Annotated in this window: 19 protein-coding genes and 1 pseudogene; 8 read left to right on the forward strand and 12 right to left on the reverse strand. The window is 73.0% G+C overall.

Annotation, left to right across the window (positions count from 1 at the left end; genetic code table 11):
• Window positions 1-27: 27 nt before the first annotated feature.
• The 3 genes from CP967_RS06545 to CP967_RS06555 are packed head-to-tail and all read right to left on the reverse strand — an operon-like array spanning window position 28 to window position 4390.
• Complete coding sequence (locus CP967_RS06545) at window positions 28-1377, reverse strand: MATE family efflux transporter (RefSeq protein ID WP_150487036.1); 1350 nt, start codon at window positions 1375-1377, stop codon at window positions 28-30.
• Window positions 1374-3131: a CpsD/CapB family tyrosine-protein kinase gene (locus tag CP967_RS06550; protein ID WP_150487037.1), complete on the reverse strand. Its 1758-nt coding sequence runs from the start codon at window positions 3129-3131 to the stop codon at window positions 1374-1376. Before CP967_RS06550 ends, CP967_RS06545 begins: the two co-directional genes overlap by 4 nt.
• Window positions 3128-4390 (reverse strand): glycosyltransferase, encoded by a 1263-nt coding sequence (locus tag CP967_RS06555; protein ID WP_229888350.1) that lies wholly within the window; start codon window positions 4388-4390, stop codon window positions 3128-3130. Before CP967_RS06555 ends, CP967_RS06550 begins: the two co-directional genes overlap by 4 nt.
• Window positions 4391-4616: 226 nt before the next feature.
• On the opposite strand from CP967_RS06555, the gene CP967_RS06560 reads away from it, so the two are divergent.
• Window positions 4617-5069 carry an FAD synthase family protein gene (locus tag CP967_RS06560; RefSeq protein ID WP_150487039.1) on the forward strand — a complete coding sequence of 151 codons (453 nt, stop codon included), beginning with the start codon at window positions 4617-4619 and terminating at the stop codon, window positions 5067-5069.
• Here the strand turns inward: CP967_RS06560 and CP967_RS06565 are convergent.
• Window positions 5035-5775 carry a CDP-alcohol phosphatidyltransferase family protein gene (locus tag CP967_RS06565; RefSeq protein WP_150487040.1) on the reverse strand — a complete coding sequence of 247 codons (741 nt, stop codon included), beginning with the start codon at window positions 5773-5775 and terminating at the stop codon, window positions 5035-5037. The two genes, CP967_RS06560 and CP967_RS06565, sit on opposite strands and share 35 nt — an antisense overlap.
• Window positions 5776-5942: 167 nt before the next feature.
• Between CP967_RS06565 and CP967_RS06570 the strand changes: the two genes are divergently transcribed.
• Window positions 5943-6311, forward strand: a complete 369-nt coding sequence (locus CP967_RS06570) for a nuclear transport factor 2 family protein (RefSeq protein WP_150487041.1) — start codon at window positions 5943-5945, stop codon at window positions 6309-6311.
• A 9-nt stretch (window positions 6312-6320) separates the two neighbouring features.
• Here CP967_RS06570 and mnhG read toward each other — a convergent pair whose 3' ends face one another.
• The 7 genes and pseudogenes from mnhG to CP967_RS06605 all read right to left on the reverse strand — a co-directional run bounded on the left by mnhG (window position 6321) and on the right by CP967_RS06605 (window position 13592).
• Window positions 6321-6716: a monovalent cation/H(+) antiporter subunit G gene (gene mnhG / locus CP967_RS06575; protein WP_150487042.1), complete on the reverse strand. Its 396-nt coding sequence runs from the start codon at window positions 6714-6716 to the stop codon at window positions 6321-6323.
• A complete protein-coding gene (locus CP967_RS06580; RefSeq protein ID WP_150487043.1) occupies window positions 6713-7057 on the reverse strand; it encodes an MrpF/PhaF family protein in 345 nt (114 codons plus the stop codon). The genes mnhG and CP967_RS06580 overlap by 4 nt, the downstream gene beginning before the upstream one ends.
• Window positions 7054-7689 (reverse strand): Na+/H+ antiporter subunit E, encoded by a 636-nt coding sequence (locus CP967_RS06585; RefSeq protein ID WP_150487044.1) that lies wholly within the window; start codon window positions 7687-7689, stop codon window positions 7054-7056. The genes CP967_RS06580 and CP967_RS06585 overlap by 4 nt, the downstream gene beginning before the upstream one ends.
• The gene (locus CP967_RS06590) at window positions 7686-9341 is read right to left on the reverse strand and encodes a Na+/H+ antiporter subunit D (protein ID WP_150487045.1); all 1656 of its coding nucleotides are present in this window, start codon (window positions 9339-9341) and stop codon (window positions 7686-7688) included. The genes CP967_RS06585 and CP967_RS06590 overlap by 4 nt, the downstream gene beginning before the upstream one ends.
• A gap of 137 nt (window positions 9342-9478) precedes the next feature.
• Window positions 9479-10093, reverse strand: a pseudogene (locus tag CP967_RS06595) (Na(+)/H(+) antiporter subunit C); the annotation flags it as partial.
• Entirely contained in the window at window positions 10090-12993 is a 2904-nt protein-coding gene (locus CP967_RS06600) for a Na+/H+ antiporter subunit A (RefSeq protein ID WP_150487047.1), read from the reverse strand. The gene CP967_RS06600 and the pseudogene CP967_RS06595, both read right to left, overlap by 4 nt.
• Window positions 12994-13157: 164 nt before the next feature.
• A complete protein-coding gene (locus CP967_RS06605) occupies window positions 13158-13592 on the reverse strand; it encodes a (4Fe-4S)-binding protein (protein ID WP_150487048.1) in 435 nt (144 codons plus the stop codon).
• Window positions 13593-13955: 363 nt separating this feature from the next.
• Between CP967_RS06605 and CP967_RS06610 the strand changes: the two genes are divergently transcribed.
• The 6 genes from CP967_RS06610 (at window position 13956) to CP967_RS06640 (ending at window position 20588) form a co-directional block, all read left to right on the forward strand.
• Entirely contained in the window at window positions 13956-17102 is a 3147-nt protein-coding gene (locus CP967_RS06610) for a nitrate- and nitrite sensing domain-containing protein (RefSeq protein WP_229888342.1), read from the forward strand.
• On the forward strand, window positions 17099-17536 hold the full coding sequence (locus CP967_RS06620) for a roadblock/LC7 domain-containing protein (RefSeq protein WP_150487049.1): 438 nt from the start codon (window positions 17099-17101) through the stop codon (window positions 17534-17536). The genes CP967_RS06610 and CP967_RS06620 overlap by 4 nt, the downstream gene beginning before the upstream one ends.
• A gap of 47 nt (window positions 17537-17583) precedes the next feature.
• A complete protein-coding gene (locus CP967_RS06625) occupies window positions 17584-17940 on the forward strand; it encodes a DUF742 domain-containing protein (RefSeq protein ID WP_150491738.1) in 357 nt (118 codons plus the stop codon).
• Between the two features lie 6 nt (window positions 17941-17946).
• On the forward strand, window positions 17947-18516 hold the full coding sequence (locus CP967_RS06630; RefSeq protein WP_150487050.1) for a GTP-binding protein: 570 nt from the start codon (window positions 17947-17949) through the stop codon (window positions 18514-18516).
• A gap of 72 nt (window positions 18517-18588) precedes the next feature.
• Complete coding sequence (locus CP967_RS06635) at window positions 18589-19722, forward strand: FAD-dependent monooxygenase (RefSeq protein WP_150487051.1); 1134 nt, start codon at window positions 18589-18591, stop codon at window positions 19720-19722.
• A gap of 398 nt (window positions 19723-20120) precedes the next feature.
• Complete coding sequence (locus CP967_RS06640; protein ID WP_150487052.1) at window positions 20121-20588, forward strand: ATP-binding protein; 468 nt, start codon at window positions 20121-20123, stop codon at window positions 20586-20588.
• On the opposite strand, the gene CP967_RS06645 is transcribed toward CP967_RS06640, so the two are convergent.
• Window positions 20539-22020, reverse strand: a complete 1482-nt coding sequence (locus CP967_RS06645; protein WP_150487053.1) for an amino acid permease — start codon at window positions 22018-22020, stop codon at window positions 20539-20541. The genes CP967_RS06640 and CP967_RS06645 overlap by 50 nt on opposite strands.
• Window positions 22021-22449 lie beyond the last annotated feature (429 nt).

Consider the following 22449-nt stretch of genomic DNA (forward strand, 5'->3'; position numbering starts at 1 on the left):
GCCGGGGCCGTGGCCGTGGCCGTGGCGTCAGGGACGGGACGGGGCCGGGGCCGGGGTGAGCGGGCCGGCGCCGGCGGCCGGGCGGCGGCGGAGCCGGGCCACCCGGGTCCAGGTGGCCAGCGCCTTGCAGACGGAGCCGAGGCAGAGTCCCCAGGCCGCGCCCGGCACCCCGGCGAGGGCGTAACCGCCGGCCAGGAGGACGACGGCGAGCAGGGAGAAGACCACCTGGACGGCCAGGGTGGTACGCGGGTCGAGGACCCGCAGGGCGAGCAGTCCGCAGGTGCCGACGGCCATGGCGGCGTACTGGCTGCCGGTCGCCGGGAGCAGGTCCGCTGCCACCGGCCAGGTGTCGCCGAGGAGTTGACGGCCGGCCGAGCCGGGGAGCAGGGCCAGCAGGACGGCCCAGGCCGCCGCGGTCGCGGCGAGGACGGCCGCGAGGGCGGCGGCGGCGCGTACCCGGCGGCGGTCGTCGTCGAGCCGGTTCAGCAGCGGGGGGCCGAAGCTGGTGGCGGAGGTGAAGAGCACGTTGAGCGGGCCGAAGAGCGTGGTCGCGCCGCGGAGCGCGCCGACGACCAGGGGGTTGCCGACGGCGCCGAGGCCGAGGACGGAGAGCTGACCGGTCGCGTTGCCGACGCCGAACTCCACGACGAAACGGCGGCCGAGATGGCCGCGGCGCAGCAGGGCGCGCATCCGCCGCGGTGTGCCGGCCGTGCGGCGGTGCAGCAGGACGGCGGACAGCAGCAGGGCGGGCAGTGCGGAGAGACCCCAGACGAGGACCAGCCGCGCCGCCGTGGCGCCGTGGGGCTGTGCGGACAGCGCGCCCAGCGCCCCGGCCAGCCTCACCAGGTCGGCCGCCAGGGCGAGATGGGGGGTCTGGAGCGTGGAGAAGGCGTACCGCAGGGTGTCCTGGCCGAGGACCACGGGCAGCACCAGGCCGAGCATCGCCAGGGCGCGGGCCGTGTCCCCCGGGAGCAGGAGGCAGACGGCGGCGAGCGGGAGGCCGGCGGTGCCCGCGGCGAGCAGGGTGAACAGCACGGCGGACCGGCAGGCTCCGCCGAGCTCTGCCCGGCCGTCGTGCTCCGCCCCGCCGGAAAGGGCCCCTCCGGGGGCCGCCGTGGTGCCGTCCCGCGCCGTGCCACCGTCCGTGCCGCTCTCCGTCCCGGCCCGGGGCCCGGACGCGCGCCGCAGCACCAGCGGCTGCCCGGTGTAGGCGCCGCTGACGCCCAGCAGGACCGTGAAGACCAGGTAGACGGCCGAGAACCGGGCGAAGCCCTCCACGGTGGACAGCCGGGCCGCCGCCACCAGGACGAGGATGTTGGTGAGCGCGGCGACGCCCTGGTCCGCGACCGAGCAGACGATCGCGGTACGTGCCCTCACGGGCGGCCGGCGGGTGTGCCGAAGGGCCGGCGCAGGCCGAGGGTCTCCGAGGGGTCCCCGGTGGTCTCCGGTCCGGGCCGTCCCCCGCCCCCGCCCCCGGAGGAGTCGGCTTCCTCGGGGGAGCCCGGGGAGCGGGTGCCCGGGGAGCCGCGCCGTCTGCCCTGTTTCCTGCGGCCGTCCCGGCGGGAGCCGCCCTGTTCCCTGCTCGCCCGCCGGCGGGCGAGACGGCCGCGGGAGGGGTGGAGCAGGGCGCCGAGCACCGAGCCGCCGGAGGCGCTGATGATCTCGCGGATGCGTTCCAGGTCGTTGCGGTGCACCTCGCGGGGGTCGCAGACGACCATGACGCCCTCGACCCGGTCGACGAGCGCGACCGCGTCCGCGTACGAGAGCACGGGCGGGGCCAGCACGATCACGACGGCCCCCGGCCGGTCGCCCTCGGCGAGGATACGGCCGACCGCCGCCGAGGTCAGTGCCCGGGGGACGTTGTCCACCGGGCGTCCGGCGACCAGTATGAACGCCCCGGCCCCCGGGACGTCCACGTCGGCCCGGCTGCCCGAGGGCCAGTTGCCGTCCTCCTCGCCCGAGGCGGCCCAGCGCGGCCTGGCGTCACGCGCGGCCGGACCCAGCTGCCCGGCGAGCGAGGGCGTGCGCAGGTCGGCCTCGACGAGCAGGACCTCGCGGCCCATCTCGGCGAACGCGGCGGCCAGGTTCGCGGCGGCGGCCGAGGCCGCCGCGTTGTCGCCGCGCGGTGCGGTGACCAGCAGACGGCGGGCGCGGGCGAACGCCGGGTCGTAGGCGAGCCGGAAGGCGACCGCCCGGTACTCCTCGGCGAGCCTGCTGCCGCCGCGTCCGATGGCGAGCAGGCCGCCCGCCGCGCCCCGTTCCCTCGGCAGGGTGCCGAGCAGCGGGGCGCCCAGGGAGCGTACGAGCTCGCGGGTGGAGCGCACGGCCGGGTCGAAGACCAGCCGGACCCAGGACAGCAGCAGCCCCAGCGCGAGGCCCACCACACCGCCCAGGGCCAGCAGCATCGGCAGGCCCGCGCCGGTGGGGGCGGTGGGGGCGACCGGTTTCTTGTTGAGGTAGCCGGGGGTGGTGTCCAGGGCACCCAGCTCGACGATCTTCCGGTTGAGTTCGGAGATGGCGACGACGAGGTTGGCGCGGGCGTTGTCGGTGTCGTCGGCCTGGCCCCCGCCGGACCGCTCCAGCTGGTCGCGCTGTTCGACGAGGGGTTTCATCTGGGCGCGGTAGCCGTCCGCCATGTTCTCGATGCTGTCCTCGGTGCGCTGCCTGCGGATCTTCAGGTAGGCGTCCGCCAGCGCGGTGGCCCTGGACTGCGCCAGTCGCGGGGTGAGGTCGGTGTAGGCGAAGCGCAGGGTGAGGGTGTTCGGCGGGTTGGTGACCTGGAGGCCGCGCAGCAGTTCCCGCGCCTCGACCGTGTCGCCCTTCTCCGCGAGGGTGCGGGCGGCCAGGGTGCCGACCGTGTCACTGACGGCGGTCTGGCGTTCGGAGCCGATGTTGATGCCCTTGTCGGCGGACGCGCCGGTGGCGAAGGGGTCGGCGGTCGCGGACCTGACCTGTACCTCTCCGGTGGAGGTGTAGGTGTCCTCGCCGCTCAGGGCGAGGACGGCGCCGCCCAGCAGGCCCAGGACGACCCCGGTGACGAGCAGCGCCCGGTAGCGCAGCAGCTGGCGGAACTGGTCGCGCAGCAGCGCCGGTTCGTCCTGCTCGTCCAGTGTGCGGATCGGATGTGTCATTGCCCGGTTCCCCCTTGTGCGTCCCCTGGCCGGACGCTCGCGTCCCGGTGTGCGGTGGTGGGCGGTGCGTCCCCGAGGGCTTCGGCGAGCAGGGCGTCGAACCGGGCCAGGCCCGCCTCCCGGCTCAGGTGCTCCGCGACGTACCGGGGGCCGTGCGCGCCCAGCGCGTCGGCGGCGGCCGGGTCGTCGGCCAGCGCGCGTACGGCGGCCAGCAGCGCGGCCGGGTCCTCCGGGGCGACGAGGACGCCGGCCCCGGCGCGGCGCACCTCGTCGGCGGTGCCGCCCTGCCCGGCGACGGAGGCGACGACGGGGCGGCCGGAGGTGAAGTACGAGGTGAGTTTGGAGGGGACGCTCATGTCGAGCACCGAGGCCCGCTGGGTCACCGCGAGGACGTCGGCGGCGGCCAGTACGTCGGTGAACTCGCCGGCCCCGGCGGGCGGCAGGAAATCGACGTTGGCCAGTCCCCGGGCGCTCTCGCCGAGCGCGGCCCGCTGGTTGCCGTCGCCCATCAGGACGACCCGGATGCCGGGGTCGAGCCGGGCCGCCGCCACCAGGACGTCGAGCCCCTGTTTCAGGCCCATGTTGCCCGAGTGCAGCACCACGGGGGTGCCCTCGTCCCAGCCGAGGCGGGCCCTGGTCGCCGCACGGTCGGCCGTGGGCCCCTGCACATGGGTCCAGTTGGGGACGGTGCGGATGCGTCCGGGGTCCACGCCGAGCGCCTTCACCCCGGGGACGAAGCTCTCGTGGATGACGCCGACGAGGGCGGCCCCGCGCAGTGCGTACCGTTCGGCCGCCGCGGCCGCGGACGCCGCGCGGCCGCCGCCCCGGATGCCGCTCTGCGCGGCGGCGGCACCCATCAGGTCCTGGACGACGGGGATGTGCGGGACCCGGTGGCGGCGGGCGATCCGGGCGGCCAGCACGCCTCCGGCCAGGCTGGGCATCTGGGAGACCACCGCGTCGGGGCGGCCGGGCAGCGGGGCGACGGTGCCGTGGGCCAGCACGGACGCCTCGAACAGGGCGCGCCGCAGGGCGCTCTGCCGGGACGGGACGTAATGCCGCAGCCGCAGGACGTCCACCCCCTGCCGGGTCTCCCGGCGCCGCCACGCTCCCCGGTACGCCTCGTCGACCCGCCAGGCCGGGTAGTGCGGCATGCCCGCGAGGACCCGGGTCGCGGCTCCCGAGGCCGCCCAGTGCTCGGCGAGCTGGGTGGCGTACGGGCCGATGCCCGTCACCTCGGGCGCGTAGTTCGTGGAGACCACCAGGATGCTGCGGTCCGCGAACGGCTTTTCTCCGCGCGGCCCGTCCTCCCCCGGCCGGCTCTCCCCCGGTCCGCTCCCGCGTGGTCTGTGGTGCTCGGCTTCGGACATCGGACGATCGCCTTCCCCCCCGGTCGGCCAGTCCCCCGAGCTTATCCGTTCACACGATGAGCAAGTGTTCTCCACAGTAAGGTCGTTGAATCAGTTCCACCGTGGGGGGAGAGAACGGATGGTGCAGCACCGAGTCGGTTACGCCCCAGGGGTGTACGACCTGTTCCACGTCGGCCACCTGAACATCCTGCGGCACGCCCGGAGCCAGTGCGACTACCTGGTGGCCGGGGTCGTTTCGGACGAGATGGCGGCACTGGCCAAGGGTCACAGGCCGGTGATCCCGCTGCGGGAGCGCCTGGAGATCGTGCGCAGTGTGCGCTTCGTCGACGCGGCGTTCGTGGAGACCGTCCCGGACAAGGTCGAGACCTGGCAGCAGGTCCGCTTCGACGTCCTGTTCAAGGGGGACGACTGGCGGGGCACGGAGAAGGGGGAGCGGCTGGAGCGCGACTTCGCCGAGGTCGGCGTGGAGATCGTCTACTTCCCGTACACCGTGCACACGTCCAGCACCCAGTTGCGCCGGGCGCTGGACGTGCTGGTCAGCCCGCCGCCCGGAGCGCTTTCAGCTCCCTGAACCACTTGGCCAGGAACGCCACCAGGAACAGGGCGTGGACGGCGGCCAGCAGCGCGTACCCGGCGCGGAAGACCCCGGGTGCGCCGAGCAGCAGGAAGACCAGGCAGAACACGCCGTAGTCGGCGGGCAGGAGGAGCACGGCCCGCACCCTGGACACGGGGGCCGCCCCGGCCGCCTCCGCGCCGGGGGCCGGGGGCCGGGCGGCGGCCTTGCCGAGCTGTTCGCGCAGCAGGCCCGCGCAGAAGGTGAGCACCGCGACGAACAGGAAGCCGAGCGGCAGCAACAGCCAGGTCTCGGAGGGAAGTTCGCCGAACCGGTGGAACGACAGCAGTACGGCGGTGTGCACCAGGATCATCTTCGCGCAGTCCACCACATGGTCCAGCCACTCGCCGTCCGGTCCGCCCCGGCCGGTCAGCCGGGCCAGCTGCCCGTCGGCCGAGTCGAAGGCGAACCCCACGGCGAGTCCCGCGTACACCAGGACCCCGAGCCGCCAGGACGGCCGCTCCAGGGCCACCGCGGCCAGCGCGGAGAAGGTGAAGGCGGCGCTGACCAACGTCACTTGATTGGGCGTCAGTTTCGCCCGGTAGGCGCCTGCGGCCAGCAGCCGTCCGGCCGGGCGGTTGACGTACCGCGAGTAGAGCGACACGCCCTTGGACGACTTCTGTGCGCCGCGCAGTTCGCGCAGCACCGTACCCGTGTTTCCCATACGCCCCCCAGCGCCCGGTCCGGCAACCGCTGCATCATGGCAGACGCGGGGGCCGGCGCGGTCGCGGTCCGCGCATTACCCGGCGGGTAATCGACGCCCCGCGGGCCCTGCGACAGGCTGTGTCCACCGCCGCGGAACACCGCGGCACCGACGGGAGGGACAGCATCATGACCGTTCACCAGGACGCCGTCGACCGGTACTTCGCCGCCTGGAACGCGGCCGGTCCTAAGGAGCTGGAGAAGGCGGTGGCGGCCGCGTTCACCGAGGACGCCACCTACACCGACCCGCTGGCCGACGTGCGCGGTCACGACGGGCTGGCCGCGGCGATCAGCGGGGCGCAGGGGCAGTTCCCGGGCTTCGGGTTCGTCCTGACCGGGACGCCCGACGCCCACCACCGGCTGGTCCGCTTCACCTGGGACCTGGTCTCCCGGGCGGACGGGTCGGCGCCCGCCGCCGGGTTCGACGTGATCACTCTGGCCGAGGACGGCCGGATCAGCTCGGTCAGCGGTTTCCTGGACCGGCTGCCCGGGGCGTAGCGGCGCCCTTCAGTCCTGGCCGGCGCCGGGGCCCCGGTCCGGGGCGGGGTCCGGGGCCCGCTCGGTGAGCTGTTTGTCGAGGTCGTCGACAAGGAGTTCACCGTGTTCGATCTGCCCGGTGCGGTAGGCGGACCGGGCCGACAGGTGGGAGGCCACCGGGCCGGTCATCAGCTGGAAGAAGCCGATGAGGGCCAGCGTCGCCAGGTCCATGCCGCTGCGCAGCCGCAGGGCGACCCCCGCCAGCACCAGCAGCAGTCCCAGCGTCTGGGGTTTGGTCGCGGCGTGGCTCCGCGAGAGGACGTCGGGCAGCAGGAGCATGCCGACCACCCCCAGCAGGCAGATCGCCGCGCCGAAGAGGACCAGGGCGGCGCCGAGGGTGTCGGTGATCTGTACCCAGACGGTCATCGCGGGCCCTCCTCGGCTGCGGGGCCGCCTGTGGGACGGTCGGGGGCGTGCCGGGCGGGCGGGCGGTCGCGTACGGCGATGAAGCGGGCGATGCCGACGGAACCGGTGAAGCCGAGGAAGGCCAGCACCAGCATGATCGGGAAGTAGAACGGGTCGCGTTCGACCGCCGACTTGGCGCCGAGCCCGGCGATGATCAGGGCGGCCAGGACGTCCAGCGAGATGGCCCGGTCCAGCATGGAGGGGCCGCGCCAGATCCGGTAGAGGAGCAGGACCCCCGCGACGAGGATGACCACGACGGCGGCGACCAGCAGGACCCGGTCCGCGGTGTCCGGTGCGCTCATGCCCCGTGCCCCCCGTCCCCGGTGCGCCGCTGTTGCGGCGGGGGCTCCGCGACCCGTTCGATCTCGTCGCGGGTGCCGAACGCCCGTACCGTCAGCCGCTCCAGGCGCCAGACGGAGCGCCGCGCGGCCTCCAGCGCGGCCGGCCGGTCGGCGTCCAGCACGTGCAGGAAGAGCGTGGCGGTGGCCCGGCGCACCTCGATGACCGAACCGCCCGGCACGTTGGACACGGTCACGGCGGTGGCGGCGAGCATCAGGTCACCGCGGCAGCGCAGCGGTACGCCGATGACGGCGGGCCGGTGGGGGTGGCCGGAGAAGATCTGCCGGGTGACCTGCACCCCGGAGGTGTACATGTCGTAGAGCAGGTAGCCGGCGAGGACGAGGATGCCCCAGGGGTGGAGCCGCAGTCCGAGATCGACCTTCGGCAGCGGGAAGGCCAGGCAGACCACGGTCGCGACGACGGCACCGGTGATGACGTTGGCCCAGGTCAAGGTGGACCAGAGGAGCACCCAGATCAGGGTGAGCCAGGCGATCAGCGGGAGGTCGAGCACCCGTTGCCGGCGCCCGCCGGCCAGCGCCGCGCTGAAGGGCGGCAGTTCGGGGTCGCGGCGGGACAGGGTGATCAGGCGTTTCACCGGCCGAGCACCTCCTCGGTGTAGGGGGTACGGGAGATGAGTTCGGCCGCGGAACGGTCGGTGAAGGCGGTGAGCGGTCCCGCGAGCACCGTGAAGGCCAGGCCGAGGACGACGGCCGCGGCGGTGGCCCCGGTCATCGCGCCGGGCGGGCGGGTCGTGGTGGTGACAGCCCGCCCCTGCAGGCTGGCCGCGATGGTCTGCCCGGCCGGGACCGGGGTGCGCCGGATCCCCTCGTCACCGCTTCCGGGGATGTTGTCGGGGCCCGTGTCGGTGTCGTCGTCGTCGGTGTCGTCCGAGGACTCCAGGACGGTGCCGTAGGCGACCTGGCCGGGGGGCTCGGTCCGCCAGAAGGCCAGGTTCCAGACCTTGGCCATGACGTACAGGGTGAGCAGGCTCGTCAGCGTCGAGCCGGCGACCAGGATCCAGGCCCAGGCACTGCCGTCGGCGACACCGGCCCGCATGAGTCCGAGTTTCCCGATGAATCCGGAGAGCGGGGGGATGCCGGCGAGGTTCATCGCGGGGACGAAGAAGAGGAGGGCGAGCAGGGGGGCCGCCTTGGCGAGGCCGCCGATCCGGGTCAGTTCGTTGGTGCCGCCGCGCCGTTCGATGAGTCCGGCGACGAGGAACAGGGTGGTCTGGACGGTGATGTGGTGGGCGACGTAGAAGATCGCCCCGCCGTACGCGGCGCGGGAGGCGAGCCCGATGCCGAAGACCATGTAACCGATGTGGCTGATGAGGGTGAAGGAGAACAGCCGTTTCAGGTCGGTCTGGGCGACGGCTCCGAGGATGCCCACGGTCATCGAGAACAGGGCCACGGCCATCAGCAGGTCGCCGAGCCGGTTGCCGGGGAAGAGCAGGGTCTCCGTCCGCAGCATGCAGTAGACGCCCACCTTGGTCAGCAGGCCGGCGAAGACCGCGGTGACGGGCGCGGGTGCCGTCGGGTAGGAGTCGGGGAGCCAGGCGGCGACGGGGAAGACGGCGGCCTTGACGGCGAAGACGGTGAGCAGCATCGCCTGGATCAGGGTCTGTACACCGAGGGGGAGTTCGGGCAGCCGGGAGGCGAGCTGGGCGAAGTTGGCGGTGCCGGCGGCGGCGTAGGTCATGGCGATGGCGGTCAGGAAGAGCATCGAGGAGAACAGCGAGATGATGACGTAGGTGGAGCCCGCCCTGATCCGGGGGCCGGTTCCGCCGAGGGTGAGCAGGACGAAGCTGGCGACCAGCATGATCTCGAAGGCGACGTAGAGGTTGACGAGGTCGCCCGCCAGGAAGGTGCAGGACACCCCGGCCACCAGGATCAGATAGGCGGGGTGGAAGACGGCGACCGGTGTCTCCTGGTCGCGGTCGGCCATGCCCTGGCCGAGCGAGTAGACGAGTACGGCGAGGGTGACGGCCGAGGAGACGGTGAGCATCAGCCCGGACAGCCGGTCGGCGACCAGGGTGATGCCGAGCGGCGGGGCGAAGTCGCCGAGGTGCACGGAGAGGGGCCCCCGCTGGTCGGCCGCGATCATCAGGGTGACGGAGAACCCGAGCACCGCGGTGAGTACGGCGACGCTGATGAAGCGCTGGAACCGGGCCAGCCGGGTGCCGAAGGTGAGGCTCAGCCCGGTGGCGCAGAGCGGCAGCAGTACCGGGAGCGGAACGAGTGCGTTCATCCGGCGGCTCCTCGGTCGGGGTCGTCAAGGGGGTCGGGGCCCGTGTCGTGGGCCGTGGTGTCCGGGTCGGTGTCGGCGGGGCCGGTCCCGGCCGGCCCGGAGCCGGTACGGGGGCCCCCGGACCCGCCGTCGCCGTCACCGTCACCGCCGCCGTCACCGCCGCCGTCGCCGGAGCCCGGGCCCGGGCCCGGGTCCGGGTAGTCCTCGGGGTCGGCCCCCAGCACGTCGTGCCAGAGGTTCCCGGTGGCGTCGCGGCCCCGGGCCTGCAGAGCCCGGTCGGCTCGCAGCCGGGCGCGCAGGCGGCGGCGCTCCTCGCGGAAGCGGTCGCGGTCCTCGGGGGTGCGTTCCGGCCCTGTGCGGTACTCCTCGCGGAGTTCGCTCCGTTCGTCCCGTACCTCGGCGCGCAGCACGATGCGGCGGTCCTCCAGGTCGTCGTGGACCTCGTCCGTCCCGGTCAGCTGGTGGCCGCGGTAGGCCATGGCCAGCAGGAAGGCCGTGGTGGCGAGCGTGATGACGATCGCGGTGAGCGCGATGGCCTGGGGCAGCGGGTCGGTGACCCGGCCGAGCGGCACCCCGTACAGGAGGGGTTCCTCGCCCGCCCGTCCGGTCGAGGCCAGCACCAGGAGGTTGATGCCGTTGCCCGCGACGACCGCGCCGAGCAGGATGCGGGTCAGCGGCCGGGTGAGCATGAGGAGGGCGCCGACCGCGCAGAGGATCACCGCGGTGAGGAGCAGCGAGACGCTGACGTTCATCGGCCCGCTCCCCCCGTGCCGGGTCCGGCCGCCGGGGCGAGCGCGCCCGCCGCCCGTTCGATCTGCCGGTCCACCTTGGCGCCCAGGGCGCGCACGATGTCCAGGACGACGCCGAGGACGAGGAGGTAGACGCCGCAGTCGAAGAGGACCGGTGTGCCGATGTGGTAGTCGCCGAGGACGGGGAGGTGGCCGTGGTGGGTCCAGGCGTGCAGCACCGTGCCGTCGGCGAGGCCGGCCAGGGCCACCCCGGTGGAGAGGAACAGTCCGAGGCCGGTGAACAGTCCCGGCTGGAGGGGGGCGGCTTCGGCGAGTTCGAAGCGTCCGCCCGCGAGGTAGCGCGTGATCAGGCCGAGTCCGGCGACGAGTCCGCCGACGAAGCCGCCGCCCGGCATGTTCTCCGCGCAGAACAGCAGGTACAGCGAGAGGACGAGGATCGGGTGGAAGATCAGCCGGGCCACCACCTCGAAGACGACCGAGCGGTGTTCGGGGGCGAGGGTGGATCCGGCGGCCAGCCAGGTGCGTTCGGGGGCGGCGTCGTCGCCCTGCGGCAGCCCTGTCATGGGTGCGGTGTGCAGGGTCCAGGCGGTGCCGCCGAGCAGTTCGTCCCGGCTGAGGGGGGCCTCGCTGCGCCGGTGGAGGTAGATGAGGCTGGTCACGCCGATCGCGGCGGCGGCGAGCACGGCGGACTCCCCCATGGTGTCCCAGGCCCGCAGATCGACCAGGATGGTGGCGACGACGTCCTTGAGGCCGTGGTGGGCGACCTCCTCGACCATCGCCGCGCCCGCCGAGGGGGCGGTGCGCGCGGCGGCCGTCACCCACAGCGCCACGCCCAGGACGGCGGCCCCGCCGAGGGCCACGGGGACGCGTGCCAGCCGCCGCCAGGCGCTGACCGACTCCTGGAAGTGGACCGGCATCCGGCGCAGCACGAGCACGAACACGATCATCGACACGGTCTCGACGCAGAACTGGGTGAGTGCCAGGTCGGGCGCCCCCTGGACGACGAACAGCAGCGCGGTCCCGTATCCGGTGAGTCCCGCCAGCACCACGGCCTTCATCCGGCGCCTGACGGCCAGACAGGACAGGGCGGCCGCACAGGTCAGCACCGCCGTCGCGCCCTGGAGCGGGGCGTCCCAGAGACGGGGGGCCGCCGCCTGCTCCCAGGGCCGGTCCGTGAACAGGACGGCGAGCTGGCCGGCCAGCATCACCAGCAGGGTGGTGGCGAGGTAGACGGAGAGCGAGCCGCGCTGGACGAAGCCGGTGACCTGGAGGGCGAGGCGTTCCAGGCCGAGCAGCAGGTGTCCGAAGACGCTGTCGGCGGTGGGCCAGGCGATCCGCCGGGAGAGCCTGGTGACGCCGGTGCGTCCCGCGAAGAGGAGCGCGCCGCCCGCCCAGGTGGCGGCGGACAGCAGCAGGACGAGGCCGAAGCCGTGCCAGAGCGCCAGGTGGAAGGGGTGGTCCGGGGCGGGGAAGGTGTCGGCGTACGCGCTCAGCAGTCCGTCCGTCCAGCCGATGCCGGGCCCCAGGACGAGGCAGGCCAGGGCGAGGACGGCGGGCGGGGCCAGGAAGGCCGGTCCCACCCGGTGCACGGGGGTGTCGGGGAGGCCGGGTTTGCGGGCGAAGGCGCCCCACAGGAAGCGGAGTGTGTAGGCGACGGTCAGGACCGAACCCGCCACCGTGACGGCCAGCACCCAGCGGTCGGCGGTGTCACCGTGCAGCAGCGCGTGGAAGGCGGCCTCCTTCGCGGCGAAGCCGAGGAACGGGGGCAGGGCGGCCATGGAGGCCGCGGCGAGTACGGCCGTGGCACACACGTACGGCAGGGAGCGTCCGACGCCGGAGAGCGCGCGCAGGTCGCGGGTCCCGGCGGCGTGGTCGACGATCCCGGTGACGAGGAACAGCGCGGCCTTGAACAGGGCGTGGCCGAGGATCATGGCGACGGCGGCGAGCGCGGCGTCCCGGTTCCCGGCACCGGCCAGGACCATGAGGAAGCCGAGCTGGCTGACGGTGCCGTAGGCCAGGACGATTTTCAGGTCGTTGAGGCGCAGCGCCCGCCAGCCGCCGAGCAGCATGGTCGCGCCGCCGAGCACCAGGACGAGGGGGCGCCAGACGGGGACGTCGGCGAAGGCGGGGGCGAGCCGTGCCACGAGGTAGACGCCGGCCTTCACCATGGCCGCGGCGTGCAGATAGGCGCTGACGGGTGTCGGTGCGGCCATCGCGTTGGGCAGCCAGAGGCTGAACGGCCAGATCGCGGACTTCGACAGGGCACCGCACAGCACCAGGACGACCGCCACGGACATCGCGAGGCCGCCGGAGGGCGGGTCGGCGACGATCCCGGAGATGCGGTAGGTGCCCGCCGCCCGGCCGATGATCAGGAAGCCGACGAGCATGGCCAGTCCGCCGAGGGTCGTCACCGTGAGCGCCTGGAGGGCGGACCTGCGGTTCTGCTTGCGTTCGCTGCCGTGCCCGATCAGCAGGTACGAGAAGACGGTGGTCAGTTCCCAGTAGACGTACAGGGAGATCAGGTCGTCCGCGAGCACCAGGGCGAGCATCGTCCCGGCGAAGGCGAGGAGGTTGCCGGCGAAGGACGCCTGGCGGGGCGAGCCGTCGGTGAAGTAGGAGGCGCAGTACAGCAGGACCAGTGTGCCGACCCCCGCGGCGAGCAGCACCATCAGCTCGGCGAGCGCGTCCAGGCGCAGGCCGACGGAGACGTCGTACGCCGGGATCCAGTCCCAGGTCCGGGTGACCGCCTTGCCGGCCGCCACGCCGTCCCATTCGGTCACCGCCCAGACCGTGGCCGCGGCGGGCGGCAGGGCGAGGACCACGAAGGCACGCCTGCCCAGCAGGCGCACCAGGGGGACCGCACAGGCGGCGAGCGCGAAGTGGCAGAGGATGAGGGCGATCACGACGGAGGAGCCGGAACAGAAGACGGTACACAAGGATCGAAGGGCACCGAATACAGATATATCCCCCGGCCTTGTTCACCCTTCCGGCGCGCCGCACGGAACCGGACCACTGGTGCGACTGCCGCGAAACGGGGTGACACTCAGTCAGTTACAAACAAAATATGTCAAACATGGTCTGCACAGGGGCCGCTGTGGTCGCAGAACGGTGTGTTCCCGGTCTTCCCGCAGCCGCACAGCATCACCCGGGTCTCCCGGCGGGCGCCGTCCGGCGTCCGGACCTCCAGGTCGCCGCGCACATGCAGCACCCCGTCCTCGTGCAGGGACACATGGGCCGGGACGTCGGGGACCTCGTCCGGCATCCCGTCGGTGCGGTGGCAGACCAGGGCACCGCTGGGGCAGCGGCGCACGGTTTCGGCCACCTCGTCCGCCGACGCGTTCCGCGGCATGATCCACGGCCGGCGCCCCACCTCGAACACCTGGGGCAGCCCGCGGACGCACTCCGCGGCATGCAGACAACGGCGTACGTCGTAACTCACCGTGATGCCATCGCCGTCGTAGGACCTGGCCGCCGGATGCGGGGGCCGCCGCTCGCCGCTCATCGCCGCTCCTCCCGTCACCACCGCCGCGCCCGTCGCCGCCGCCGCGCCCCCGCCCCCTCCGGGGCCGGGCGCCGCACCGTGGACCCGGGGTCCCGAAAACGCGTCCTTCCACTTCAGCGTGGCCCGGGCCGGGTCGTACCGCCACTCGGGAGGCAGGGCCCCGCGCTCCTTACCGCACACATAGATGGGGAACACGTGGGCGCGCCGTGTTGCACATGTGAGCCCGCTTTCTCTTCGTATTTGTTATGTGACTAATATCCATGTGTCCAAGTTCTCAACGGATTTGATCAGTCACTGACTGACACCATCCACAAGGAGCCTCCCCTGCGCACGCGTGCGTCCCGGCGGACCGACTCGGCACCCATGTCGTTGCGGACAGCCCTTCTCGTACTGGCCATCGTCCCCGGTGTCGCACTGGCGGCCCTCTGGGCGGTCACCAGTGGCCAGACACTGCTCGACTTCCAACGCCAGGCAGCCCAGGGGCTGCTGGCCGAGCAAGCCGGCCAGCCGTCCAACATCGTGTACTACAACCTGCAGGAGGAGCGGCGGCTCAGCGCCCAGGCACTGGCCCGGCCGGATGCCTCCCGTAAGGCGCTGAAGCAGCAGCGCGAACTCACCGACGAGTCGATCGAGACGTTCCAGTCGCTCTCGGACGTGAGTGCCGACGACGCCCCCACCGAGGTGCGGGAAGCGGTCGGCAAGGCCCGTGAGGCCATGGAGCAACTGAACGCCCAGCGCGCACTGGTCGACGGTGGTGACGCGGAGCAGCAGCAGGTCGTCTACGCGTACTACACCGACCTGATCGCGGTGGACCTCCAACTGTTCGCGGCCCTGAGCCACGTCGACAACGGCGAGGTGACCACGAAGAGCCAGCCGCTCGTCGACCTGTTCTGGGCCAAGGAGATGATCTCCCGTTCGGACGCGCTCCTCGCCCGCGGCTGGCCCACGGACAAGCTGAGCACCGAGGACCTCCAGGCGGTCCGGCAGGCGATCGCCGGGCAGGACTTCCAGGCCACCACCAAGGTCGTCCCCTACCTCCCCGCGCACGAGCGGGTCAAGTGGGAGGAGCTGGTCGGGAGTTCCGCCTGGAAGTCGAAGGCGAAGCTGGAGAAGCAGATCCTGCGCCCGCTGGCCGCCGACGGTTCCGGCTTCGTCGAGCTGGAAGCCGACGAGAAGGCCTGGCGCGAGGCGATGGACGGCGTCACCCCGCAGCTCGTGGAGCTGCTGGAGCTGCGCACCGACGCCGTGGTGACCTCCGGTAAGGACAGCATCCTGTCGCTGCTCCTGAAGATGGTCCTGACCTCGGTGATCGGTCTGATCGCCGTCATCGCGGTCGTCTGGACGACCTGGCGCCTCACCCGCAACCTCCGCCGGCGCATCACCGGCCTCCAGGAGCGTGCGGAGGAGCTGGAGAAGGCGCTGCCGGACGTCGTCGAGCGGCTGGCCCAAGGCGAGAAGATCGACGCCGAGGCCGAGGCCCGCGCGATCGAGGCGCCCGGCGAGGGCGGTGACGAGCTCACCCGGCTCGGTAGCGCGCTCAACCAGGCGCGCACCAGCGCCATCCAGGCCGCGGTCAAGCAGGCCGACCAGCACCGCGGGTTCGAGCGGCTGCTGCAGAGGATCGCGCGCCGTACCCAGCAGCTCATCGGCCAGCAGCTGAAGAAGCTGGACGAGCTCGAACGCAAGCACGAGGACCCGGAGGTGCTCGACGGGCTCTTCGACCTGGACCACCTGACGGCACGTCTGCGCCGTTACGAGGAGAACCTGGTGATCCTCGCGGGCGGTTCGCCGCACCGGCGCTGGCGCAAGCCCGTGCCGCTGCTGGACGTCATGCGCTCCGCCCAGGGCGAGGTGCAGGACTACCGCCGTGTGGTGCTGGACCTCGACGGTTCCCCGTGGCTGTCCGAGCGGGCCGTCGGCCCGGTCTCCCACGTCCTGGCGGAGCTCATCGAGAACGCGCTGAGCTTCTCCCGTCCGCCGAGCCCGGTCGAGGTCCGCGCCGCCAAGGTGAGCCGCGGGCTGGCCATCGAGGTCGAGGACCGCGGCCTCGGGATGGACGAGGAGCAGCTGGCCGAGGCCAACGAGCTGATGAGCCGCCCGCCCCGGATGGACGTGCTGGCCCACTCCGAGGACATCCGGCTCGGCCTCTATGTGATCGCCCGCCTCGCGGACCAGCACGGGCTGCGGGTCGAGTACCGGCCGTCCGCCTTCGGCGGCACCCGCGTCGTCATCCTCGTCCCCGACGAGCTGACCGTGGCCGGACCGGACTCCCGTCCGGTGGGCGTACCGAAGCCCGCCGCCGTACCGCCCGTCCAGGAGCCCGCGCCGGCCGCCCCGGCGGCACCGGGCGCCCTGCCGACCCGGGTGCAGGGCAAGGCGATGGCCGGGGTCACCGCCCTGGCCGACCACGCCGCCCGTACCGGCCGCCAGACCGGCCCCGGCGAGCAGGACGGACACCCGCCGTACTCCGCTCCGGACAGCGCCCCGGACAGCCCGTACGGCACGCCGGACAGCGCTCCGGACAACCCGTACGCCACGCCGGACAGCACCCAGGACAGCCCGTACGGCACGCCGGACAGCACCCAGGACAGCCCGTACGGCACGCCCGAGACCGCGTACGGGGCGCCCGGCGACGCGTACGGCGCACCGGACCGGACCGCTCCGGCCGGCGACCCGTATCCCGGGGGCACCGCCTCGCCGTTCGCGTCGGGCGACACGCTGTACACGGAGACGGACCAGCCGTACGGCGCCGGCGCCGGTACCGCGGCCTACGCGGACACCGCCCAGCCCTACGACGGGAGCCCGGCCGGTTACCCGGGCGCGGACACACCGTACGGACAGGAGGACGGCGGCTACCGGGGAACCGGGGAGCAGCAGACCGGCGCGTACGGCGGGGCCGAGCAGTCGTACGGCGCGTACGGCACCGAGGGCAGGCCGTACGGGACGGCGGACGGAGCGTACGGCGGGCAGGAGGAGCCGTACATGACGGCCGCGGGGCAGTACCCCGTGCCGGGCCACACCTACCCGGCCGCCGACGAGGGCCACCGCTCCGACGACCGGTCCTACGGATCGCTGACACCGGCCGCCGCGCCCGGCACCCGGCCGTACGCGGACGTGTCCGGCCACGAGCACGGCGCCCCCCGGCCCGCGCCCGAGGCCCATCTGCCCGCCCTGCCGCCCGCAGCGGCGCACCCGGCACCGTCCGGGGAAGCGGACGCTCCCGTGGCGAGCCCGCCCTCCGCGACGCCGTCCGGGGAGCCCCCGCTCCCCCGCCGTGTCCGCCAGGCCAGCCTGGTCGACGAACTGCGGATCAGTCCCACCGCCCGTAGCACCCCGCCCAGGCCCCCCGCCTGGGACGAGAACCCGCTGCTCCGGCCGGCCCCCCGTCGGGCCGGTGCCGCGATCGGGGCGTTCCAGAGGCGGTCACGCGCGGCCCGCGCGACGGACGAACCGTCGAGCGAGCCCGGCCATCCCTCCCCCAACCTCCCCACGAGAGAAGAACGGTCATGACACGCACCACCGCCACCCTCCAGGATCTGGACTGGCTGCTCGACGGTCTGGTGGACTCGGTCGCCGAGACACTGAACGCCGTGCTGCTGTCCGACGACGGACTGGTGGTGAGCCACTCCCGGACCATCGAACGGTCCGACGCCGAGCGGCTCGCCGCGATATGCACCGGTCAGCAGAGCCTCGCCCGTGGGGTCGGCCAGCTGTTCAACGGCGGCACCGTGCACCAGGTCATCGTCGAACTCGCCGACCTGTGGCTCTTCATCATCACGGCCGGCCAGGGCACCCACCTCGCCGTCGTCGCCTCCCAGGAGGTCGACGCCGAGGTGATGTCGCTGGCGATGCACAACCTGGTCCAGCAGGTCGGCCAGAAGCTCACCGCTCCGGTGCGCGGTGAGTTCGACGCCTTCGGTACCGGGGACGGGCAGCGGATGTGACGCCCTACTGGGACGAGGAGGACCCCGAGGAGGACGCGGCCGGCACCATGGTGCGGCCGTACACCATCACCCGTGGCAGGACCGCCCCCGAGCGGGACGACTTCAGCCTCATCACCGTGCTGACCACGGCCGACGAGCCGCTGGACGAGCACGGGGTGCCTCTGCGCGCGGGCCGGCTCCAGCCTGAGCACCGCATCATCCTCGACCGTTGCCGGCGGCCGGCCGCGGTCGCGGAGGTATCCGCCGACCTCGACCTGCCGGTGTCGGTGACCAAGATCCTGCTGGCGGACCTGGTCGCCCAAGGGCTGCTGCTGGCCCGTGCCCCGCTGTCGGTGGCCCGGGCGTCCGGCGGCGCCGACATGGGCCTGCTGGCCGCTGTACGTGACGGACTCCGGAGACTCTGACCCAAGATGACAACCAGCCAGACGGCGCCTTCCGCCGTCAAGATCCTCATAGCCGGTGGTTTCGGTGTCGGGAAGACCACCCTGGTGGGCGCCGTCAGCGAGGTCGCACCGCTGCGTACCGAGGAATACCTCACCAAGGCGAGCATCGGTGTCGACGACCTGGCCGGTGTCGGCCAGAAGGACACCACCACCGTGGCCCTGGACTTCGGCCGTATCACGGTCAGCCAGGAGCTGGTGGTCTACCTCTTCGGCACGCCCGGCCAGGAACGTTTCTGGTTCATGTGGAACGACCTGGTCAACGGCGCGCTCGGCGGTGTCGTGATCGCCGACACCCGCAGGCTCGACACCAGTTTCGCGTCCATCGACTTCTTCGAGAGCCGGGACATCCCCTTCGTGGTGGCGATCAACTGCTTCCACGGGCACAACACACGCTCCACCGACGAGATCCGGGCCGCGCTCGACCTGGATCCGCATGTCCCGCTGCTGGTCGGCGACGTCCGCGAGCGGCCCTTCGGCCGCGATGTGCTGCTGGCTCTGGTCGACCACCTGATGAGCCTGCCCGCGGCGGTCGGCTGACCGCCGCCCGGCTCCCCCTGTCCCCCGTTTTCCCGTTCTTCCCCCGAACTTCTCGCCAGGAGAGACTGACACATGGCAACACCCTTGCGTGTACTGGTACACGGTGGCGGTATCGGCGGGCTCACCTTCGCCGTCGCGCTCGCCCGAAGCGGCCACGCGGTGGAGGTCGTCGAGCTCCGCGACGAACTGGACGCCCTCGGCGTCGGCATCATCCAGCCGTCCAACGCCCTGCACGTCATGCGTGAGATCGGTGTGCTCGACGCCTGCGTCGCGGCCGGTTTCCCGTGGGAGGTGCTGACCATCTGCGACCCGGTCGGCAACACGCTGGCCAAGATCCCGCAGCCGCAGCTGGACGGCGCCCCCCACGCCAACGGCATCCCGCGCCCCGAACTGGCGAGGATCCTCGGCGAGGCGGCCGTCGCCGCCGGGGTGCCGATCCGCTTCGGTACGACGATCGAGGAGCTGTCCGACGACGGCTCCGGGGTGGACGTCACCCTGTCCGACGGGTCGTCCTCCCGCTGGGACCTGGTCGTCGCCTTCGACGGCATCGGCTCGCCGCTGCGGAACCGGCTCTACGGTGACCGCTTCACCCCCGAGTACACCGGTTTCGCCAACTGGCGGGTCACCGTGCCCCGGCTGCCCGAGGTCCAGGGCGTCGTGATCAGCGTGGGCAGGACGTCCACCAAGGCGCTCCTCACCCCGATCACGGACGAGCTGATGTACCTGGCCGCCGTCACCGCCGAGGAGCCGGACTTCCGCCCGGACCCGGCGCGGGCGCACGAGCAGCTGAAGGAGCGGCTCGCCGCGTTCGGCGGGCCCGTCGCCCAGTCCCTGACGAACGTCACGGGACCGGAGGGCATCGTGTACTCGCGGATCTCGCAGGTCACGGTGGAGGAGCCCTGGCACGTCGGCCGGGTCGTCCTCGCCGGTGACGCCGCGCACGCCAGCACCCCGAACCTCGCGCAGGGTGCGGCGATGGCCGTGGAGGACGCGCTGGTCCTGGTCCGGACACTGGACTCCGAGGACGACGTGGCCTCCGCGCTCGCCGCCTGGGAGGCCCGTCGGCGTCCCCGTGCCATGTTCGTTCAGAACCTGTCGCGGGCTCTCCTGAAGGAGGAGACGGGCAGCCCGACGACTCCCGAGGAGGACGAGCTCCTGAAGATCGGCATGCCGGGCGCCGCCCATGTGCTGGTGAAGCCGTACTGACGTTCCTCCCTTCCGGGGGACGTCTTCCTTCCCCGGGCCGGCCGGGGGACCCGGGCTGTCCGGGGGAACCGGGCGGCCCGGGGACTCCGGGCGGCCGGGTGGGGCAGCCGTGCCGAACGGCTGCCCCGTTCTCGTCCGGGCGGCAGGGAGCGGTCTTCGGGGGCCGCGTGGTGTGACTCACAGGCACGGGATAAACGATCCGTGAGACCGTGGTGCCGAAGGTCCTGTTTGTACCGGTCGGCGGACCCTGTGTCCCCGCTGCCGCACTTCGTAGGGTTGAGGCAGGTAGTCCTGTTCCCGGTCCTCCTGGTGCGCCGGTCCCGGTGCGGCCGTACCGGACCAGCAGTGCCGGAACAGAGGTCCTGGACAGGATGTCTCGCTCCCGAACGGAAACCGCCTTGCCGCCCGACTCCCCCACTCACCCGCCGTCGTCCTCGCCGGGCGCCTGGCGTATCGCGCTGCCCCATTCCACCGCGGCCGTGCCGATCGCCCGCGCCCTGGTCCGGACGGCGCTGGCGGACATCGACATGTCGGCGGACTGCGACACGGCCGAGCTGCTCACGGCGGAGCTGGTCGCCAACGCCGTGGAGCACACCGGGGGCGCGGGGCCGATCGAGCTGGTGGTGGAGCTGATGGCGACCGGCTGCCAGGTGGAGGTCCACGACCGTGATCCGGAGCCGCCCGGGGACCTGTCCCGGCCGGGCCCCGGCAGCGAGCCGGACCCCTGGCAGGAGCACGGCCGCGGACTGCTGCTGATCCGTACGCTCAGTTCCGCCTGCGGTCACCGCGCCACGGAGCACGGCAAGGCGGTGTGGTTCACGCTTCCGGCGATACCGGCCCAGCCGGGTCCGTCGCCGCGGAGCTGACCAGCCGCGACCTGCCGCGGCCGTAGCAGGAGTAGACGAGGGCGCCGACGGCCAGGAAGGCCGCGAACTGCACCCAGGTCGTCCAGCCCGTGCCGTACATCAGGTACACGCAGAAACCGACGCCCAGGACCGGGCTGACCGGGTACAGCGGTACCCGGAAGGAGCGCTTGAGCTCCGGGTTCCGGCGGCGCAGGGCGATCACCGCGATGTTCACCACGGCCATGGTCGCCAGCGTTCCGATCGTCGTCAGGTTGACGACGACGTCGAGGGAGGAGAACGCGGCCGGGAGCGCGAAGACGGCCGCCACGATCCAGGTGTTGGCCACCGGGGTGTGGGTGCGGGGCGAGACCCGCTCGAAGACCCGGGGGACCAGTCCGTCGCGGGACATCGACATCAGGATGCGGGTCTGCCCGTACATCACGGCGAGCACCACCGACGCGATCGCGACGACCGCGCCGAAGGCGATGACGCCGCCGCCGGCGGAGGAGCCGGTGACCTGGTCGACGACGAGGCTGAGCGCCGCCGGCTTGTCGGACACCGCGTCCGCGCCCAGGGCTCCGATGGCGCCGAGGGCGACGGCGCAGTAGAGCAGCGTGACGATCCCGATGCAGATCATGATCGCGATCGGGATGTTCCGGCGCGGGTTCCTGACCTCCTCGCCCGCGGTGGTGATGGCGTCGAAGCCGATGTAGGAGAAGAAGGCCACCGACGCGCCCGCGGTGACTCCGGCCATGCCGTGCGAGGCGAAGGGCGAGAGGTTGCCGTCCTCGAACGCGGTGAAGGCGACGGCGCAGAACGCGACGAGGATGCCGATCTTCAGGACGGCCATCGCGGCGGTGGCGCCCGCGCTCTCCCGGATGCCGCGTACCAGCAGGGTGGCGGCCATCATGACCACCAGGACCGCGGGCAGGTTGATCACGCCCCCGTCGCCGGGTCCGGCCGAGAGCGCCGCGGGCACCTGCAGGCCGACGAGGCTGTCCAGCAGCTCGTTGACGTACTGGCTCCAGCCGACGGCCACCGCGGAGACCGAGACGCCGTACTCCAGCAGCAGGCACCAGCCGACCAGGAAGGCGACGCGCTCGCCCAGGGTCGCGTAGGCGAAGGAGTAGGAGCTGCCGGACACCGGGATCGCGCCGCCGAGTTCGGCGAAGGAGAAGGCGGTGAAGACGCAGGTGATCGCCGCGAGGACGAAGGAGAGCACGACGGCGGGGCCCGCTTCGGCGACGCTGTCGGAGAGGCCGACGAAGATCCCGGTGCCGACGATGGCGCCGACCCCGAAGCAGACGAGCTGGAAGAGCCCCATCGTGCGTTTGAGGCCATGGCCTTCGAGGTCGGCGCCGGACTCGGCGAGCAGGAGCGCCGGGCTCTTGATCCGGGCCCCGGAGGGGGCGGGCGGGCGCGCGGCGCGGGGGGTGTGGGGGGCCGGGCTCATGGGGGACGTTCTCTTCTCTGGTGGAGCGGGGCCGGCGGTCCGGGTGGGTGGTCCGGGGCCGGGAGCGGGGGCCGGAGGTCCGGGGCCGGGGGTGGTGGCGGCCGGATCCGGCGGACGGCTTCGTCGGGGATCGGGGATCGGGGTCTTCGGTGGACCGGAGGGCGGGCGGGTGGATGGATCGGGGGCTTCGGGTGGCCGGGGTCCAAAGGGCGGTCCGGGGCCGGCCGGACGCGGTCCGGAGTGGTCCGGGGCGGTCCGGATGTGGGGGCCCGGACACACGGTGGGAGCCGGACGCACGACGGGGTCCGGGCGTGCGAGCCCGGACCCCACCAAGTGGCTCCATGATAGCCACTTCCCTGCATGCTCACCCAATCGAGTGCATGTTCATGCACCCGATCGTGCTCTCCCGGGCGCCCTCGCCGGGGGCGG

Source organism: Streptomyces nitrosporeus, from assembly GCF_008704555.1.
GTDB classification, from domain to species: Bacteria; Actinomycetota; Actinomycetes; order Streptomycetales; family Streptomycetaceae; genus Streptomyces; species Streptomyces nitrosporeus.

Bases quoted from the DNA above. Each gene is read 5' to 3' on its own strand.
- CP967_RS06645 (WP_150487053.1), bottom strand. From the start codon at position 22,020: ATGAGCCCGGCCCCCCACACCCCCCGCGCCGCGCGCCCGCCCGCCCCC.
- mnhG (WP_150487042.1), bottom strand. From the start codon at position 6,716: ATGACCGTCTGGGTACAGATCACCGACACCCTCGGCGCCGCCCTGGTC.
- CP967_RS06620 (WP_150487049.1), top strand. From the start codon at position 17,099: ATGACACGCACCACCGCCACCCTCCAGGATCTGGACTGGCTGCTCGAC.
- CP967_RS06570 (WP_150487041.1), top strand. From the start codon at position 5,943: ATGACCGTTCACCAGGACGCCGTCGACCGGTACTTCGCCGCCTGGAAC.
- CP967_RS06605 (WP_150487048.1), bottom strand. From the start codon at position 13,592: ATGAGCGGCGAGCGGCGGCCCCCGCATCCGGCGGCCAGGTCCTACGAC.
- CP967_RS06610 (WP_229888342.1), top strand. From the start codon at position 13,956: ATGTCGTTGCGGACAGCCCTTCTCGTACTGGCCATCGTCCCCGGTGTC.
- CP967_RS06560 (WP_150487039.1), top strand. From the start codon at position 4,617: ATGGTGCAGCACCGAGTCGGTTACGCCCCAGGGGTGTACGACCTGTTC.
- CP967_RS06625 (WP_150491738.1), top strand. From the start codon at position 17,584: ATGGTGCGGCCGTACACCATCACCCGTGGCAGGACCGCCCCCGAGCGG.
- CP967_RS06565 (WP_150487040.1), bottom strand. From the start codon at position 5,775: ATGGGAAACACGGGTACGGTGCTGCGCGAACTGCGCGGCGCACAGAAG.
- CP967_RS06630 (WP_150487050.1), top strand. From the start codon at position 17,947: ATGACAACCAGCCAGACGGCGCCTTCCGCCGTCAAGATCCTCATAGCC.
- CP967_RS06550 (WP_150487037.1), bottom strand. From the start codon at position 3,131: ATGACACATCCGATCCGCACACTGGACGAGCAGGACGAACCGGCGCTG.
- CP967_RS06635 (WP_150487051.1), top strand. From the start codon at position 18,589: ATGGCAACACCCTTGCGTGTACTGGTACACGGTGGCGGTATCGGCGGG.
- CP967_RS06590 (WP_150487045.1), bottom strand. From the start codon at position 9,341: ATGAACGCACTCGTTCCGCTCCCGGTACTGCTGCCGCTCTGCGCCACC.
- CP967_RS06580 (WP_150487043.1), bottom strand. From the start codon at position 7,057: ATGAGCGCACCGGACACCGCGGACCGGGTCCTGCTGGTCGCCGCCGTC.